This is a genomic window from Lutibacter holmesii, assembly GCF_042679665.1.
Classification (GTDB): Bacteria; Bacteroidota; Bacteroidia; order Flavobacteriales; family Flavobacteriaceae; genus Lutibacter; species Lutibacter holmesii.
Map to the genome: position 1 here is coordinate 243,241 of NZ_JBHTMV010000002.1, position 17,102 is coordinate 260,342.

Here is a 17,102-nt window from a genome sequence, read left to right on the forward strand (position 1 = left end):
ATTGGTTTAAATTGGAAAAATAAATTTTTTTATTACTGCTAAAATTGGTTTTCTAAAAATATACACCAACAATGCAATGTTTAGTAAAATACTGTACCACATAACTTTTTTATTTTTATATTTAATTGTTTCAATTGTTTGCGTTTTTATACTGCTCTTATATTCGTTAACAGCAACTTGTTTTATACTATCAATATTTTGATGAATATGAATTTTATTACCAGTTGTTTTTATTTCGGTTTTAATTTTTCCTGAAGAAGCATTAAACACAAACGGTCGTAAATTACCTACGGAATCACATACATTTTCTATAACCAAATTGGTTAACTGCGGATTATCAACTGTTATAACCTTGCTTTTGTAAATAGTATCTGTTGAATGTGTTTCTACAATATTTTTTGAAGGTTTACACGCAACAAAACAGCTTATAATTAAAATAATGTAGATTAATTTTTTCATAATTTTAAAATATAGTTAATATTACACCGCTAAAAATGGTGAAACCAATATCTAAATAATCTATAAATGTTTTTTTAATATATTTATCGTATAATTCTTTACAAACAGCAACTATTAAAACAATTAACAAAGCGTATATTTCAGCTAAAAATATATTTGCAATTGCGTAAATAAAAAAGCCACAGAAGAAATGAAGTAATTTATCTTTTTGTAACACCACCATAATTATAAATTTTCTAAAGCATCTAAACGTGCTTCAATTGCGTCTAATCTATCAGTAATTGATGTTGTTGTAACTTGTATTACTTCTTTTACTGAAACGTTGTCTATTGATATATCAGTGATTCCAGACGCTCTTTTAAAAGTTAAGCTGGTATGGTCTGCTGTTATAATTTTAGAAACAAAGCCCGTATTAGTAGTATCATATTTGATTGAATTTGAAGCATTATTTAGGTATGTTCCATTTGTAGAAACTACTTCAAACGTGATGAGATAAGTCTTACCAACTTCTAAAACATCGTATTGATTAATTGAACTAATAGTTCCATCAGGAGAGTATATTCGACCAACACCACTTTCAACAATTGAATCACCAGACGTTACCCAATTATCAGTACTATCAAAAGCACCATTTAAAACTAATTCATCACCTAAAACTTCAACTTCACCACCATCAACAGTTAATTCTAAATTATCTAAACGTTGGTTAATTTCTGTTTGTTCTTCTTCGGTTACTGCGCCATCTTCCCCATTTGTTCCATCAATACCATCAAAATAATCAACACCTTTAATTGGTGTGTAACCATCTGCGCCATCTTCTCCATTTGTTCCATCAATACCATCAAAATAATCAACACCTTTAATTGGTGTGTAACCATCGGCACCATCTTTTCCAGCTGCTCCAGGATTTCCACCTAAAACACTAATACTTATTTTTTGTTGTTCTACTTCAACATTTGCTTCTGTTATTGAAGTTTTTATAGTCCAATTTTCCATTGTTAAATTGTTTTAGTTACTTCAAATTTTCCTTTAAATTTTATGTAATCTTGGGTTACATTCCACACTTCGTAATCGTAACGGTTTACGGCAATAACACCTTTTTCATAATTTACTTTCCAAATTAATGTGTTATCCACTCGTTTTAAAATGGTATCATCTTCAGTAATTGTTTCAATAATAGTTCCTGAAGCTGTTGCAATTATAATTTTGTAAGTGTCGGTTAATTCGGTTACATCTTCCCAACACCATTCAATGGTTTCAGTCACTCCAATAGGATATTGAATTGGCGCACTATACGCTCTGTCTAAATTAATTATATCACTCATTTTTTTGTTTTTTATATATTCATTTCAAAATGCGGCGCGTCTATAAAACCATCTTTTATATCGTTTTTGTTCCAATCGCCACCCCAACGGTTGGCAGGATGCAATGTTTCCCAATAATCACCCAACAGTTTTACATCTTCCCATTTATATGTTAATTCGCCCTTTATAAACAAATTAAAATCAACGGCCAATGCACGCAAATGATTGCTGCGCATTGTTTTACTTTTACCAGTTTGAAAGTAAATTAATTGCTGTTCATTGGTTCTGCGCGCTTCTCCAAACGTGAGTTCCATATCATTCATATAGGCATAATTAATTAACTTACTAATGTTAAAAGTGAAAATACGTTGGTGTTCGCTTAGTTTCATTTGTTTAAATCTTTGCGGTGAATATCATTTTCAATTTCTTTACTCTCTAAATCTTCCTGCTTCATTTTAATTTCAAGCTGATTTATTTTCCATTTTTTCCACGTGTTACAACCGGCATCAACAATTTTAAACAACACCCAAACAATTGAGAAAATATATAACACCTTTGCAGGTGTGTTGTTTAAAAATATATTTAAAAAGTTGTCGTTTGTCGCAAACGATTCCTGCACCATTAGCGCAGTTTGCGTGGTAAATGTTATTCCGTATGCGGTTTTAAACCACAAACTATTGGTGATAAACGCTATTAATGTAATTGCTTTTTGTGGCATTGGTTTGTGGTTTTATTTTTGGATGATTGCTATGTTTAATATTCTATCAAATATTGGCTTTATCATTAGAATTTTGACTTCATAAAACTTTCATACTTATAACTACTTCTTAAATGACCTACCGCATTAAAATGATAACCATCTTGAAGTGTAAATAACTCATACTGTGCCGTATTATCCCATTTAATTAACCCCTCTGTTATATTATCAAAAACAGGAATACCATATTTACCACACCCAATTTTTAAAGCATCAACATAATTTTGATAATTTACATTTCTTAAATATGGCGAAATAAAAATAATTCTTGCGCTTGGAATCCTATTTACAGCATCTTCTAAAAACGAATTTAAAGCACCGTAAAATTCTGTGATATCTGTACTGTTTTCGCTTCCTATTGTAACCAATGAATTAGCATCATTTGTTCCAATATCGACAATTAAAATTTCAGTATCTAAAGGAATATCCGTAACCCTGTTAACTAAAGGTGTGCCACTACCACCATTATCAGTTAAAAAGTTTCCATTTATACCTGCATTTGTAAAAGTCATTCCGTTTCTTTCAGCGATTTTATAAGCGTAAACTTCATCAGCATTTAACGTGTGACCTGCCATCATTGAATCACCAATACCACACAAAACTGAACCATATAAATTATTGCCAATAGCGTCTTTATTTATATCTAAAGAAGTAGCATCCCAACCTAATGAAATTGCTAAAGTAAAATCTTGTGTTGTAGATGAAAAAATAGACTCTCCTTTATTTTTATCCTTGTTTGGGTCGTTTGTATATTGGAAGATAAACCCACCTGAATCAGTAGTTGCGTTATACCTCATAGAGAAATTGTCACCTAAAACCAAGCCAACTTTATGACCAATAGGCAGCGTAATACTACCGCTATAAATTTCATATTGAGTATCTGAAACTGCACTTGATATATTTACAATTCCTAAATCTTGTGTAATTACATTACTCGCATCCACTACATATATATAACAACTAATATCAGTAGATGTTAATGTGCCTGTTTTAGCGTAAATTGAAGATATAGTAACCTCTTGCGTATATACTTTATTTGAAACTATTGTAGACCCACTTATTACGTTATTTATATTATTTAATGTATGGTCAATATTATTATCTGGTGTTAATGTTTTTAATTTATCTAAATCCGCATTAACAATATCAAATTCAGTATTAATTTTATCACCGCTAACATCTCTTTCATCACCTGCTGCAATTGCACCACCTCTTTTTGATGCCACATAATCCGCAACGGTTTTACCAGTTTCAGCTAATGTTGTGCCTGTTGGGTTTAAAGTACTTGTGTTTAACCCTGGTGTTTCAAAATCACCGGTTGATTTATACCCATTAGTTTCAGAAGCTAAATAAATATAATACCCATCTTCAGCACCACCGGCACGAATTGTAAAAGGTGTGTAATCTACCGGCAGCGGATCAACAGCCATTGCAAACGCCAAAGTTTCATATTCGGTTGGCTTTTGGGTTGCCAAACTTAAATTTTCAACTTCTTTAAAATTCGCATCAATTTCACTTGATGTTAATGGTGATCCTTTTTCTTCTCTATACGTAAATGACATTTATTATCTTTTTATATTAATTTTTAATTTTATTCAAACCAATCTTCAGCGTAATAGCTTGGTCCGTAACTTTCTTCATATATTAAATTTGTTGGTTGCACTGCAAATGCAATATGATGTATTGTGTTGTTGCTACTCATAATCTGTTATATTTGTTGTGGTTGCTGCAATTATTACGGCATCTGTATTGCCGGTTGATAAATTCAATGCTAAGTTTGCAAACTGATAATTTGCCGGATTTACATAATTAAACTCCAACAAATCTAACGGCCAATGCAAACCAAATAACACACCTTCAATTTTTAGCAATGGCGTTGGTGCAATATCATTTAATATACGTGCGTACGCTTCAATAAACTTTATTTGCTCGGTTTCGCCGTAACGGTTCCATTTATCGTACACATAGGTAATATCATCATATGTTTTTGTAGTTGCTTCGCTTGTTATCCAAATAGTATGTGAAGTTGTTAAAAATGTGCTGTCACTTGAATAAATGGTGATTTTCTTTTGTGTTGCTGTATCTTCTTCCAAGTTAAAAATTGGAATTGCCACATATACATCACTTAATTTACTGTATAAATTATTGTAGTTTTGTTTTAATAAATAATGTTCATCATCTGTAATATTATACACCCAACGGTTATAATCAGGTAAATCAACAGAAGTTGTATGTGTGTAATTTGTTGCAGAAATTTGTGTTTCCTGCGCATCAACATTAATAGTTACACCGCTAAATGCTACGCTATCATCAACCAGGAATTTACGCGTTGTTAATCCGGTTTTTGCATCACCGTGAAAAATAGTTTCTTCAACTAAAGTTGTGTAATTAATTGCGCGCTCTTTAGTAATAGTTTCAGTATCTTCTGAAGTAAAATTTAATTCTAATTCAGTAAAAACGGTTTTGTGTAAATGTAGTGTTGCATCATCACCAACTGGCGGATGTAATTTTACATTTAAAAATCCATCATTAATAACCGGTACATTGTCAATTGATAAACTTCCTTTTATATACGTTCCTGCGGTTTCGGTTACAATACTTAAATCGTAATCATAAAAACTATTGTTTGAAAATGAAGTTTTGTTTGAACAAATTTCAACACCATCTAATTCAATACTGTAAAAATAAACCTGATCATAATCACCATTATCAAACGCAGCTTCAACATTATCAATATCTGCGGTGGCATCAATCCAACTTTTAAATTCAATGTTTAATTCAAAACCTAAACCTTCGCCGTACACACCTTCTAAAAAAACCGGATCAATTAATTCAATATAATTTGTTTCCAGGTTTGCAGCAGTAATATATTCAGCAATATCAACATAAAAAGGCTCTGCAAATTTCTTTTTATTTGGTGTTGGCAATACAGAAGCACCATCATACAAACCAATTAAATCACCATTATCAACATCATAATCTGAAGTGCCGTACATATTTTCGGTTGTAATTTCAGCAGTCCAAACGGTAGTGCTTACTTTTTGCCAATACTTTAACGCATACGTGTAAATACTATCTTCACCACCTTCCGGTTTTTGATACACAATATCTTCAACTAAAATATTTGAACGCTCGTTTTTTTCCCATTCAACAACAACGGTTTTTTGTGGCGGCACCATTGTAATTGTTGGTGTTGCTTCAAATGTTGCAATGTTATTTTTACGTTGGTATTCTTCAGTATTAATGTATACACCTACGGAAGTATAGTTTTGTAAGTTTAACCAAATTGTTGACATACGATTAAAACCAACCATATACCACTGATTATTTTGCTGAAATAATTTGTGGCCAACTGTTAAATTTTCAAGTATTTCATAGGCTGTTAATTTTTCATCATCATCAACATAGCAACTGGTGTCAATTGCAATTTCGTTTACATTTAAACTAATTACAGCATTTTCAATTGCCGGCGCAATGCTTACTGGTAAACTTAAACCCGTTAAATTTAAACACGCTGTTACAATTTCAACAACGTTTTTTTTGTCGCTGTAAAAATCATCATCTAAATATTTATTTTTTAACAATCCTAAACCATCAACCGCACTAAAACTCACAAAAAACGCACTATTTTGATACGGTTCTGAATAGTTTTCAGCTAATAAAAAACCCTGCCATAATGTTACCGGATTTTCACTATCTGTAATATCTTGTAAAATGGTTTTGTAACGCGTTTCATTACCGGTAAATAAATGTAAATACTTACCATTTGAAGCGTTTTGCACTAATAAATCAAACTCTAATTGCGAAGCCATAATTGTTTGATACTTATCATCTTGACCACTATAATTTAACACCGGCGCGCTAATTGAAGTGGTTTCTTCAGTATCTAACAATTCATTAGTTTCTGTATCTATTATTGATATTTTTAAAATTTGTGCCATTAGCTAATGCGTGCATCTTTTTTATTTGTTCTTTTTAACGACAATTTAATATCGCTACCACTAATACGTGATTCAGCTATGTAAGGCACCTGCATTACATTTGAAGAACCAACAGCGTTGTATAATGTTTTTTGTTGATCGCGGTTAAAAATAGCTTCACCACTATTTACCAACGCCAATAATTTATCACCGTAATAACTATCACCGCCAACAATACCACCAGTTGCAAATTTTGGAATTGCTGCAAAGGCGCTTAATACACCACCAACGGCGGTTGCAATAAATGCAGGAGTTGTAAAAACGGCCGCCGGACCGGTTGCAGTACCTGAAGCAGTTGCACCGGCAATACTTTGCGAAATTGAAGCTGATAACATCATTGCAATTAATTGCGTAATAGTTTCAACCATTCCACCAACAAAACCGCCAAATCCGGTTTCTGCTAAACCTAAACCTGCAACAATATTGCTTCCTAACTGCATAAAAGCATCACCAACAGCCCAACCAACTTCTTGTGCTGAAGCTTGAAACGCTGTTAACTCATCTTGAAATGTAGCAACTTGATCAGATGCTAATTTTAAATCACCACTAACTGTTGGAATTGCAAACAACGGTGTTGCTTCGCCTGTTATTGGTGTGTTTACTTCTCTTTTTTGGGTTGAAGTTGAAGAAGTTATTGGTGTGGTTGCATCCGGTTGTTTTTTTAAAACAGCCGTTAAATTTGCCGCAACTATTGCTGCGTTTTGTTGTTCTTTATTAAATTTTTCCTGCGCTTTTGCAGCAGCTTCAGCAGCACGCGCTTCTGCATCCATAGCTTCATTTTGATCAGCCATTTGATAATTTAAAAAAGCCGCGTGATTTCCACCACTTTTAACTAAATTAAAAAAGGTTTTTAACTTACTAACTGCCGGTGTTATTTTTTGAATTAACACCGTAAAACCATACACAATTGCTCCAACTGCTGCTGCTAATACTCCAATTGGATTTGCTAAAATTGCAGTATTCAAAGAATTAAAACCTGATACAACTGCCGGTAGCACAGTTGTACTTAAAAATGTAAATGCCGTGATTAAACCAGGAATTACCGTGGTCATCATAAAACCTAATGCAACCAACAACGGACCAATTGCAGCAACCAATAAACCAACAACAACAATTACTTGTTTTGTTGCAGGTGAAAGGTTTTTAAAAGCAATGGCCCAATCTTTCAACTTTGCAATAAATGGCGTTATTGCTTCAGCTATAATGGCACCAAAATCTTCAGATAAATCACCTAAAATATTAGATAATTGTTTCAATGGTCCGGTTCCTGCTTCGGCTGCGGCGGCTGCACTTCCACCATATTGTTTTTCTAATTCATTTAAAATTATGGTTTGCGCTTCTGCTAATCGGTTGGTTTCTGCCAAAGTTTTAATGGTAGCCGTTTGTTCTGTTGAAAATTGAATACCACTACGACTTAACGCACTTAAATTGGCAATTGGATCATTTAACGCTTTTCCTAATTGTATAGAAGCACTTTTTAAATCACCATCTAAACGTGTAGCCAAATCTAATGCAGCCACTTGTGTACGTGCAAATTGTTGTTTTGTAATATTTGTAAATGTAAGTAACTGCGAAGTTGCACCTTTTAAAATTTCTTCATCACCAAACAACGTATTGTTTTGCAAATCAGCAGCCATTTTTTGTAATTCTTCAGAAGTATAACCAACAGCATTTCCAGTTGATTTTAAACCTGCGTTTACTTGTGCAATGGCTTTTTCTTGATCGTTCCAATTTTTTAAACTAACAGCTGCAAAAGCTGCCATTGGAGCAGTTAAACCAACAGATAATGTTGAACCCAACTTAGTCATTGCTTTACCGTGCTTTTTTAAAGTACGGTTGGCGGTTTGCATTTTTGTGCTAAAATCTTTTAGATCTGCAAAAAATTTAATATTTATACTTGCTAAACTACCGGCCATTTTTGTTTGTTTATTTGTTGTGTTTTTTAAAAACTTCCTCCATTTGTTTACGTGTCATAGTTGGCTTTAATGGTTTGCGGTTTTGCGCTTTGGCATCCCAATCAAACGGCATAAATGCATTTAATTTTGGTCCTTTTTTTGCCCATTGAACGGAATAGTATGCTATTAATCGCGCCTGCTCCCAACTTTGCTTGTATTCAAACTCTTGTTTTTTTCGGTAGCCTTTTAAAATATTGAAAAACTGCCGTTGCGTTAAATTGTGGTATTCTTTAATTGATAAACCAAGTTCACCACAAGCTAATTGTTCTAAGTCATCAAAATCCGGATCAAAGGTTATTTCCTCTGATCCGGGTTCACGTTTTTTGATGTGTTGCTATTATCTCGCGCCAATGAACTTGTGTACAGTTCCATTAATTTTGAAGTGTCAGCAGGGTTTTGTGTAATAAATTCAAACACATCATCTTCATCAACTTCAGCATTTTTTTGTTTAGATAAAATACCACTTAACACTAACTGGCTCATTGCCAACATTTGTTGCATTGTTGGTTCTTGGTTATCTTTAAAATTTAATTTTGATAACTTTTCACCAATTTTTGAAAGCTTGGTAATATTCCACATTTTACCCAAAATAATATTTGATTTAATACCAAATTTTACTTTGTACTGCACTTTATTTATAGTAATAATTTGTGTGTTCATTGGATATTTGTTTTAAATTAAGCTACTGCACCAACTGTTAATGATCCGGTTCCTTTTAATGAATAACTAAAAGTTACACTTTCATCGTTTTCGGCGTCTTTACTCCAGTTTTGAATGTATGCGCTTCCGCTATATTCAATGTGACCTGTAACAGCATCAGTTACCATAATTTCAACTAACGCTTGTGTATTCCATAAACCAACAATGCTTGCAACATCGTGTTTTGTTCCAGGATCATCATTACTCATAACACCTTCAACACTTAAACTCCAACTCTTTTGCCCTGGTGTACTTACTGTTCCGTCTGTATCTTTTGTTGCTACATCATTAAAATCTGTATCACCTGAAATTGATACTTTTGTTTCGTGAAATATGTTTTCACCGTCAACGCTTAAACGCATTAAACTACCATCTTGAAATGCCATTTGTTTTATTTTTTAAATGAATAATTACTTTCTGTATAATATTGACCGTAAGCATCCACCTGCGGTTCTTGTGTTCCGTTGTATTTAAATCTAATTGCAGAATCTTTAAAAGCTTCTAAAATTGCATCAGCTATTTGTAAGGCTTCATCGTAATCATCATCTGTATAAATACGAACGCTTGCCGTGTACTGCAATTGATTTTCTTTACTGTAAGTAGTTCCTTCAGAAATAGCATAATTTACCAACGGATAATCATCAGACTGCGCTGAAATTATTGGCTGCGGATCAATATTTTTATCGCTCAATAACTGAACGCTATTTAACAGTTGATATATTATTTTTGAAATTTCAAACATTTAACTACTTAATTTATTTATTTGTTTTTGAATGTATTTTTCAACTTTTGTTTCTGCATCTGCTGTTACCATTCCTTTGGTTTGATTGTATGCTATTTCAGTAAATGGATTGGCCGTTTGTTTTATGGTTCCACTTCCAACAAATTTTCCATACCAACCATCATTCTTTTGGCGTTTCCCTGCACGCGCTCCTACATAAATCACTGCGTTTTGTTTTCCTAATCCGCGTTTTCCTCTAATTTTACCAATAGACTTTTTAAGGTTTCCTGGTGTTATATATGTTCCAAATGCTTGGCCTTTTCTTTTTTGAATATGTGGCCTTTTACTATCTTTTACACTTGCTTTTGCTGCATTAACTGTTGGCGTTGCCACTTGCCCCAATATTTTCAGCATTTCGCGTTTTGTTACCTTATCAGGTAATTGCTTAATTTTTTGCTGTAATTCTGCAAAGCCTTTTATTTCAACTAAACTTTTTGGCACGTTTTACATTTTAAATCATCCTAAAATCACATCTTTCCAGGTTACTATATCTTTTAATTTACTCACGTTTACTACACTTTAATACCAAATAGGTTTTGCGGCCTAATTGTTCTATGGAATGAATATTGTAACTTCCATCAGCATCCACAATTACCATTTTATCACCTTCGGTTAAAATTTCTTCATTGTAACGCACGGTGTATTTACGTACATTTAAGGCTATTACTTTACCGTCAACACTTTCATTTCCGCTTACATCATCTAAATACGCCCACAACGGATTTATAAACTGAACTTCTGATTTTGATTTTTGTCCGGTTTCTGAAACTACCGTTGTAATTTTATTTAAAATTACCGGTTGGTTTAATGTTCCTATTTGTGGCTTTTTATTCATTAATAATAATATCTATAAGCACGTAACAAATTGGTGCTTGCCTTTGGTAAATTTTCAACTGAATCTTCGCGCTTTTCGTAAAATGAAGTAATCATTAACAAACACGCTTGTTTAATTGGTCGCGGCATTTCTGCCGGCGCAGCGTAACCAGTTGTAATATTTATAGTTACTGGCGTTGCTTCTGTTTTGCTTAATTTTGGTAAATCAGCTTCATTTTTATAAAACACTTCCTGCTGATAATTGTCAAAATTTCGCAACTCATATTCAACAGCATCTAATGTTTGATCATCTCCATTTTCATCAACATAAACAATACTGTCTATTGCTGTAATTGGTGATAATTTTATTTTTAAATTGTTAGTAAATTCAGTTGTTTTAATTTCAAATTTTGCTTCGTTTATACTTATTTGTGTATAATTTTCAGCAGTAATTATGGCAGCATCAATGTATTGTTGTAATAAATCATCTTCACTGGTCCAGGAAGCTTCTAACTTTAATTGTTGTTTTGCTTCAGCCAATGTAATAAGCGGCTCAAATTGATGAATTAATGAATTGATATATGTTGCCATTATAGTTTTATTTTACTTCTTCAGCGTATTGCGCTTTAATTAATTCGTTGGCTTGTTTTACTTCCATTGTATATGTTTTTCCAACATCAAATGAAAGGTTAAATTTGCCGGCTACTGGTAATAAAATTTTTACCTTTTTATTTTTAATTTTTGGTTTACGTGTTGCCATTTTGTTTGTTTAAAAAAAGATTCGCCACGGCTGCTCAATTCCGCAGCGAATCCAAAACTACTACTATGAAAAACTAACTAACTGTATTTTTAAACTGTTGCAACTTTGTTAATTGCAAAGGCTTTTTCGTTTGTTAAAGCTACATCACTGTAACCTTCAATAATTAATCTAACTTTACCTGAAGCTGCTTGTGTGTACGGATCAACAATTATTGAAACTGCACCCCAATAACCAACTGTTAATTGGTTCCAATCACCAAAAATAACTGGGTGACTTGCACCATCATCTAACGTTGGCACTAATGTACTTGCCATAAAATTATAACCGTTTAACTCTTTTCCATCTGTTAAGAAAATACCGCTTCCTGCATCAATTTTAGTTGCTTTTGCTTTAGCTCTAATTTTAGTATCAGCTAAATAACCACGGTTTACATTTGTACCATCAGCCGCATCAACTAAACCTTCTAATGCTACAATAGTATCGTGTGACAATGCACCGGCAGTTGTATCAATATTTGAAGTAATTAAGCTGTATAATCCTGAAGGAGCATCACCACCGGCACCGTTTAAAGCGGCCAATGTAACTGCATTACCATACGCAATGTTAATTTGCTCAATAATGTATTCTTCAACATTAAATGATGATTGTAACAATAATTTTTTAGAAATATCAACAACACCACTACAACGTTTTGGTTTTAAAGTTGGTCCGGCAAAATCAACATCTGATCCGCTTACTGCATCTGTTTCACCAGTGTAACTAAATGAAAACGCACCTGAAGTTGGCAGCGGCACATCACCTACTAAACCACTCATTACATTAACACCTAATTGCTCAATTGGCAATACTGGTTGTAATGGTCTAACCATTTTTGGTGTGCTTCCTACTAATGCACCACCTTTTGCACCTGCATCATCACCAACAGATTGCGCACGCATTACTGAACCTGGAATTGAAATTGCATTTCCTTCAGGAATGTTTAAACCTTCAGCACGCATTTCTTCAACTGCTCTTTCGTGAATTGCTGCATCATCTGCGTGTAATGGTTTACCATTTGCCAATGCACTTAATGAACGTAATAATGAAAAACGTTGTTCTTTTGGTTCTTCAACTGGTTCATTAATTACTAAACCTTTTACTGAAGCTGCTGCTCTTTCATTAGCTTCAAATTGTTCTGCTCTTTTAATTGATCCTGCAAAGGCATCAATTTCAGATTGTAGGTTGTCAAATCTTGTTAGATTTTCACCTTCCAAATCTCCTTCAACACCTCTTACAAGTGTTTGCTGCTCCGTGATTTTTGAAGCACGTTCTTCTTTTAATTGCTTACTTGATTTCATTTGTTTTTACAAATTTTGATTAATATTTAGTTGTGCTTCAATAACACTTCTTTTCTTTTTATTTGATTGACCTAACGGCTTTGTGTGTGATTCCTCAATTACTTCAATATTTTTTATTGCTTCATTGCGTATTTCTTCAATAGTTTGTTCGTTGCGTTTTAAAGCATCCGGATTTGCGCCGGCTGAAACAATGGACCATTCAATTAACTCTTGGTTGGTGAAATAAATTACTTCAGGATCTTCACCGCGTTTTTTATCGCCCATTCTTCCATCTTTCACGTGTGCTCCAACACTTGCCATTTTTAAAATGCCGTTTAATACTTTGCGTTTTACTTTTTGCGCTTTTTGGTTTTCAGGATCTTCATCAAAAGTTACACGTGCAATTAATTGATCGTTTTGCACAAACACTTCTGAAGTTCCAATAATATCATCAGGATCATCAGAATTACTGCGGTGCTGATAACATACAATTGGGTTATTTTTATAACGGCTTAAATCCCAACCATCCATTCTAAACACCGTGCCATACGTATCAACAGCTTCTGAAGAAATAACAAATTCAACTGAATTGCTATCATCATCAGCCATTTCCAATGAACTATTGCGCACGTATGCATTGCTTCTTATTACGGTTGATTTAATCATTACTTATGTTTTTTGATTTGGCACTAATTTCTAATTTAGCATCAAATTGTTTTTTTGTTTGGGTGTTTACCGGCTGCAACAATACATCTGCATCTTCTTCAAATGGTAACTCTAACAGTTTTCGTGCTTCCGCAGGTTTCATAATCATAGCATTTACTAACTTGCTAAAATATTCGGCCTGGGTTTTTTTATCAGCACGTAACAACGCTGCTTCATTGCTTCGTAAATATGTTCCTTTCTTTTTTTCGGCGTTGGTAAACAACTTGTATTCATACTCACCATCAAATTTTATAGCCCAAGGCAATATTGAATCTGATACGTGGCTGATTTCTAATTGTTCAGTAATTGAATTATTAGTATTATCCAGGCTTTTTAATTTGTGCGTTGGTACATTTAAAAAACGCGCCACTTCTTCAATTCCAAATTTATTGGTTGCTAAAAATTGCGCTTCCTGCGGTGTTATTTTAATATTTTGAAAACTTGCACCTTCATCAATAACGGCTGTTTTATAACTATTGGAAGCAACGGTTAATGCATCACTTAATGCGGCTGCATAACGTGTTTTAGCATCCGGTGTCATTTCTTTGGTAGTGGTTACAATACCGGTTCCAATACCTTTTGAGTTGTACCACTCTGCACTAAATTCAGCAGAAGACAATGAAACACCTAAACTATTGGCAGCGTGTTGAATTACTGAAATACCGGTAATACCATTAAAAGAAAAACCAGGCACGTGAATGACATCTTCCGCGTTGTAAGTTACACCATCTATAAGATAGTAAAGTTTATTGTTGTTTTTTAAGACTTGTACAGGTGTCTGGTCTTGATCTACTAACTGAATTGCGGTTGGTGCTGAAGTATAATTGTTACGTTCAATTAAAGCAAATGCGTTTCCTTTTAAAATAGCATATTGCAACATTATTTTGTTGAACATAAACGCACCCATATATTGGTTTGGCCGTTTTGATAATAAATATTGAACTGGATGATTGTCAATTTTTACGCGGCCATCTTGGGTTTTTTGAAATACTTGTTTTGGCAGCTTTGCAAAATCGTTGGTAATAATTTCAATACCATTAAAAAATGCTGAAAGTGTTAACGCGCTGCGCGGTGAAACGTTTACACCGTTTTTTGTTTGGGTACCCATTAAACCCATAAATCCACCGTTATCAACTGGAATTGTAACGGCGGATCTTAAATTTAGTAACGGTTGTAAGGCTCTTTGTAAATTCACATCGTATTGGTTTACAATGTAAAATTACGTGGATTGTTAAACGTAGTTTATATACTTTGTTGAGTATGTGATTGTTATGAATTAAGCCGCGTTTTGTGGCTGAATTTCATTTTTAAGTAGTAATAAATTTACGACAAATTCAATAATAATTAACAGATATACCAACACCTGGCGGATCACTAATTTTTGAATAATTGGCACCTCTAATAAAAAGGTTGTGCAAAATGGCACCAGGATTAATGTGATAATTAATGTAATAATTACACTATTTTTTTTGATGGTTGAATTGGATTGTATTGTACGCATTGGCTTAAATTTGGATTTTCAATTATTAGTTTATATTTTGATTTACTGTAATAACATTTGCAGTTATATTTTAACGGACAATTGTGTTTTTCACATTTCATTTTTTTGAATTTCTTCTTTTAATTACATTTAAAAAAGTTACATAACTGCTGTACTTGTAACGCGGTGGCAAAACGGTATTATAATGCAATTGGTTTAACGCTTCAAACGCTGCTGCGCCGCTTTCAAATTTACGTAAACTATTGAACCAGGTTTGGTAAAAACCTTCGGCGGTTACAATTTTACGTGCAATGGCATATTTTTTACGCAGTTGTTTTAATTCTTGAAGTTGCGCCTTGTGTTGCTGTTCTAATTGTGATTTTTCCATTTGCGGTTTTGTTTGGTTATGCTGCTTTTTGTAAATACTTATATAATTTTTGTACTGAATTTAAATTTGTTACCTGGAAGCTTACCGGACCAATTAAAGTGGTTAATGCTTTCATTTTATTTAAAGTGTAAAAGACTCCGTTTAATGTGTACCCAACAGAATAGGTTTTTACTCTTTTTTTGCTGAATCGGTTTGTGCGTTTGTTAAATAACTTTTTATCATCTGTAAAATAGTAATCATCAAACCCTTGTATTTTCCACTTCGGTATGTGAATAAACTGGTAATCATTCATTTTTGGTTTGGTTCTATTTCTCATTGATTTACAGTTAGTTGTGTGTTTTTGGGGTTGGGTTATTAGTAGTTCTAAAACATATTAATTTTTTTGGAGCAACCTTAAAACTAAGCTAATAATTAATAAAATTATACCAATCGCTATTTCTTTATTTTGTAAGGCTAATACACCTATTAAAATTATTGTAAATATTACTATATTTTCTATTACTTTTTTCATTTTTATGATATTAAAATTAAAACGTTAGAGAACTAAGGCATATAAAACAGCTAAATCTAATGTATCGGTCAAGCCGTTTTATATCTAATTAAAGTTGAGCCGTAATAAGCTATTTTTCTATTATTTCGTACTTATCAACGATATAATTAGCAAACTCTTCAATTGGATCATATATGCCATTGTCCTCTTCACTACACGCTTCTTTAAATTCTTCCATCAATTGCATAAATAATTCAAGTGTACTTTTACGCTTACTTCGGCTAACTACTGGCATATCAAATGCCTTTTTCAGTCTTTTAAGTTCTCCTTTATCATAAACAGTTTCTTGTGAGTAATGTAATTCTACATTTATCATATTGTTTACCAAACTTATTTGCTCTTTTGTTAATTCTATTTTCATAATTCAATAGTTTAAGTTAATTAATACGGCACTTGTTATGCCAAAATACAGTTCTAAACAATTAAAGGCTGTCTTTTATCTTATTGTATTCTTGTAGTAACCTATCATCACTCATTATATTATTTTTGTACTTCCAAAGTTTTCCAAACGCTTGTACATCTTCACATTTTATTCTCCACAATCCAAAGGATATTTTTTCCTTTTCCTTTAACTGTGAAGAACTATGCGCATAATCAATGGCTTCATCAATCTTATTTATTGAATTATAGATTGTATTAAAAGCGTGTTCTGGATTTTCTTCTTGGTTGTTTTCTAATAACCAATTCAAGGTGTTTTTAATGTAGTTTAAATCTTCTATTTTCATTTTTATTAAGTTTATTGTTAATCTTACGCCACTAATTATGCACACATTCAGTTGGTAGTAATAAAACCGAAACCACTCAAACGTATATCTGTAACGGTAAGGTTTTACTTCTACCAACTATGTATAACAGTACTTTAACCTACGTAATCTTTTATAAATTTTTGGTAAGCATCCCAAAGTGGTAAAAAATAAACCCAAACACAAAAGTACATTCCATACTTAAAAACATTGTCAAAGTTTAATTCCATTTCAGTTTCAGGATACATATTCCATCCAAAATACGTATTGTAAACAATCCAGTAAACTATTAATATTCCACCTAATTTAATTGCAAAGTTTATTTTTTTCATTTTTTATTTATTTAATTTGTTAATATTTCTTAAAATTCTGTTATACTATTCAGTTGGCAGTAATAAGCTAGTATTTTATA

Annotated in this window: 24 protein-coding genes; all 24 read right to left on the bottom strand. The window is 32.8% G+C overall.

Features of this window, described 5'->3' with window-relative positions; translation table 11 throughout:
• Window positions 1-6 precede the first annotated feature (6 nt).
• A complete protein-coding gene (locus ACFQ5N_RS02135; protein ID WP_386807323.1) occupies window positions 7-459 on the bottom strand; it encodes a hypothetical protein in 453 nt (150 codons plus the stop codon).
• 4 nt (window positions 460-463) lie between these two features.
• Entirely contained in the window at window positions 464-682 is a 219-nt protein-coding gene (locus ACFQ5N_RS02140) for a hypothetical protein (RefSeq protein ID WP_386807325.1), read from the bottom strand.
• Window positions 683-684: 2 nt separating this feature from the next.
• On the bottom strand, window positions 685-1,455 hold the full coding sequence (locus ACFQ5N_RS02145) for a hypothetical protein (protein WP_386807327.1): 771 nt from the start codon (window positions 1,453-1,455) through the stop codon (window positions 685-687).
• A gap of 2 nt (window positions 1,456-1,457) precedes the next feature.
• Window positions 1,458-1,784: a hypothetical protein gene (locus ACFQ5N_RS02150; protein ID WP_386807329.1), complete on the bottom strand. Its 327-nt coding sequence runs from the start codon at window positions 1,782-1,784 to the stop codon at window positions 1,458-1,460.
• Between the two features lie 11 nt (window positions 1,785-1,795).
• Complete coding sequence (locus ACFQ5N_RS02155; RefSeq protein WP_386807331.1) at window positions 1,796-2,152, bottom strand: M15 family metallopeptidase; 357 nt, start codon at window positions 2,150-2,152, stop codon at window positions 1,796-1,798.
• Entirely contained in the window at window positions 2,149-2,481 is a 333-nt protein-coding gene (locus ACFQ5N_RS02160) for a hypothetical protein (RefSeq protein WP_386807333.1), read from the bottom strand. The genes ACFQ5N_RS02155 and ACFQ5N_RS02160 overlap by 4 nt, the downstream gene beginning before the upstream one ends.
• Before the next feature lie 65 nt (window positions 2,482-2,546).
• The gene (locus ACFQ5N_RS02165; protein ID WP_386807334.1) at window positions 2,547-4,082 is read right to left on the bottom strand and encodes an SGNH/GDSL hydrolase family protein; all 1,536 of its coding nucleotides are present in this window, start codon (window positions 4,080-4,082) and stop codon (window positions 2,547-2,549) included.
• Window positions 4,083-4,214: 132 nt separating this feature from the next.
• On the bottom strand, window positions 4,215-6,461 hold the full coding sequence (locus ACFQ5N_RS02170; RefSeq protein ID WP_386807336.1) for a hypothetical protein: 2,247 nt from the start codon (window positions 6,459-6,461) through the stop codon (window positions 4,215-4,217).
• Window positions 6,461-8,416 carry a phage tail length tape measure family protein gene (locus tag ACFQ5N_RS02175; protein WP_386807337.1) on the bottom strand — a complete coding sequence of 652 codons (1,956 nt, stop codon included), beginning with the start codon at window positions 8,414-8,416 and terminating at the stop codon, window positions 6,461-6,463. The genes ACFQ5N_RS02170 and ACFQ5N_RS02175 overlap by 1 nt, the downstream gene beginning before the upstream one ends.
• A gap of 333 nt (window positions 8,417-8,749) precedes the next feature.
• Complete coding sequence (locus ACFQ5N_RS02180; RefSeq protein ID WP_386807338.1) at window positions 8,750-9,115, bottom strand: hypothetical protein; 366 nt, start codon at window positions 9,113-9,115, stop codon at window positions 8,750-8,752.
• Between the two features lie 17 nt (window positions 9,116-9,132).
• Complete coding sequence (locus ACFQ5N_RS02185; protein WP_386807340.1) at window positions 9,133-9,540, bottom strand: phage tail tube protein; 408 nt, start codon at window positions 9,538-9,540, stop codon at window positions 9,133-9,135.
• 5 nt (window positions 9,541-9,545) lie between these two features.
• The gene (locus ACFQ5N_RS02190) at window positions 9,546-9,896 is read right to left on the bottom strand and encodes a hypothetical protein (RefSeq protein WP_386807342.1); all 351 of its coding nucleotides are present in this window, start codon (window positions 9,894-9,896) and stop codon (window positions 9,546-9,548) included.
• Window positions 9,897-10,376 (bottom strand): HK97-gp10 family putative phage morphogenesis protein, encoded by a 480-nt coding sequence (locus tag ACFQ5N_RS02195; RefSeq protein ID WP_386807344.1) that lies wholly within the window; start codon window positions 10,374-10,376, stop codon window positions 9,897-9,899. It abuts the gene before it with no gap.
• A gap of 58 nt (window positions 10,377-10,434) precedes the next feature.
• Window positions 10,435-10,770, bottom strand: coding sequence for a phage head completion protein (locus tag ACFQ5N_RS02200; RefSeq protein WP_386807346.1), 336 nt, complete (start codon window positions 10,768-10,770; stop codon window positions 10,435-10,437).
• Entirely contained in the window at window positions 10,770-11,339 is a 570-nt protein-coding gene (locus tag ACFQ5N_RS02205; protein ID WP_386807348.1) for a head-tail connector protein, read from the bottom strand. Before ACFQ5N_RS02205 ends, ACFQ5N_RS02200 begins: the two co-directional genes overlap by 1 nt.
• A 7-nt stretch (window positions 11,340-11,346) precedes the next feature.
• Window positions 11,347-11,508, bottom strand: a complete 162-nt coding sequence (locus ACFQ5N_RS02210) for a hypothetical protein (RefSeq protein WP_386807350.1) — start codon at window positions 11,506-11,508, stop codon at window positions 11,347-11,349.
• 89 nt (window positions 11,509-11,597) lie between these two features.
• Window positions 11,598-12,845: a phage major capsid protein gene (locus ACFQ5N_RS02215; RefSeq protein WP_386807352.1), complete on the bottom strand. Its 1,248-nt coding sequence runs from the start codon at window positions 12,843-12,845 to the stop codon at window positions 11,598-11,600.
• Between the two features lie 6 nt (window positions 12,846-12,851).
• Window positions 12,852-13,490, bottom strand: a complete 639-nt coding sequence (locus tag ACFQ5N_RS02220; RefSeq protein WP_386807354.1) for an HK97 family phage prohead protease — start codon at window positions 13,488-13,490, stop codon at window positions 12,852-12,854.
• The gene (locus ACFQ5N_RS02225) at window positions 13,483-14,724 is read right to left on the bottom strand and encodes a phage portal protein (protein ID WP_386807356.1); all 1,242 of its coding nucleotides are present in this window, start codon (window positions 14,722-14,724) and stop codon (window positions 13,483-13,485) included. Before ACFQ5N_RS02225 ends, ACFQ5N_RS02220 begins: the two co-directional genes overlap by 8 nt.
• Before the next feature lie 403 nt (window positions 14,725-15,127).
• Window positions 15,128-15,397, bottom strand: coding sequence for a hypothetical protein (locus ACFQ5N_RS02230; protein WP_386807358.1), 270 nt, complete (start codon window positions 15,395-15,397; stop codon window positions 15,128-15,130).
• Window positions 15,398-15,413: 16 nt separating this feature from the next.
• Window positions 15,414-15,713, bottom strand: a complete 300-nt coding sequence (locus ACFQ5N_RS02235; RefSeq protein ID WP_386807360.1) for a hypothetical protein — start codon at window positions 15,711-15,713, stop codon at window positions 15,414-15,416.
• Between the two features lie 304 nt (window positions 15,714-16,017).
• The gene (locus tag ACFQ5N_RS02240) at window positions 16,018-16,308 is read right to left on the bottom strand and encodes a hypothetical protein (RefSeq protein WP_386807361.1); all 291 of its coding nucleotides are present in this window, start codon (window positions 16,306-16,308) and stop codon (window positions 16,018-16,020) included.
• Window positions 16,309-16,369: 61 nt separating this feature from the next.
• Window positions 16,370-16,672, bottom strand: a complete 303-nt coding sequence (locus ACFQ5N_RS02245; RefSeq protein ID WP_386807363.1) for a hypothetical protein — start codon at window positions 16,670-16,672, stop codon at window positions 16,370-16,372.
• A 134-nt stretch (window positions 16,673-16,806) separates the two neighbouring features.
• Window positions 16,807-17,022, bottom strand: a complete 216-nt coding sequence (locus ACFQ5N_RS02250; protein ID WP_386807364.1) for a hypothetical protein — start codon at window positions 17,020-17,022, stop codon at window positions 16,807-16,809.
• Between the last annotated feature and the right edge of the window lie 80 nt (window positions 17,023-17,102).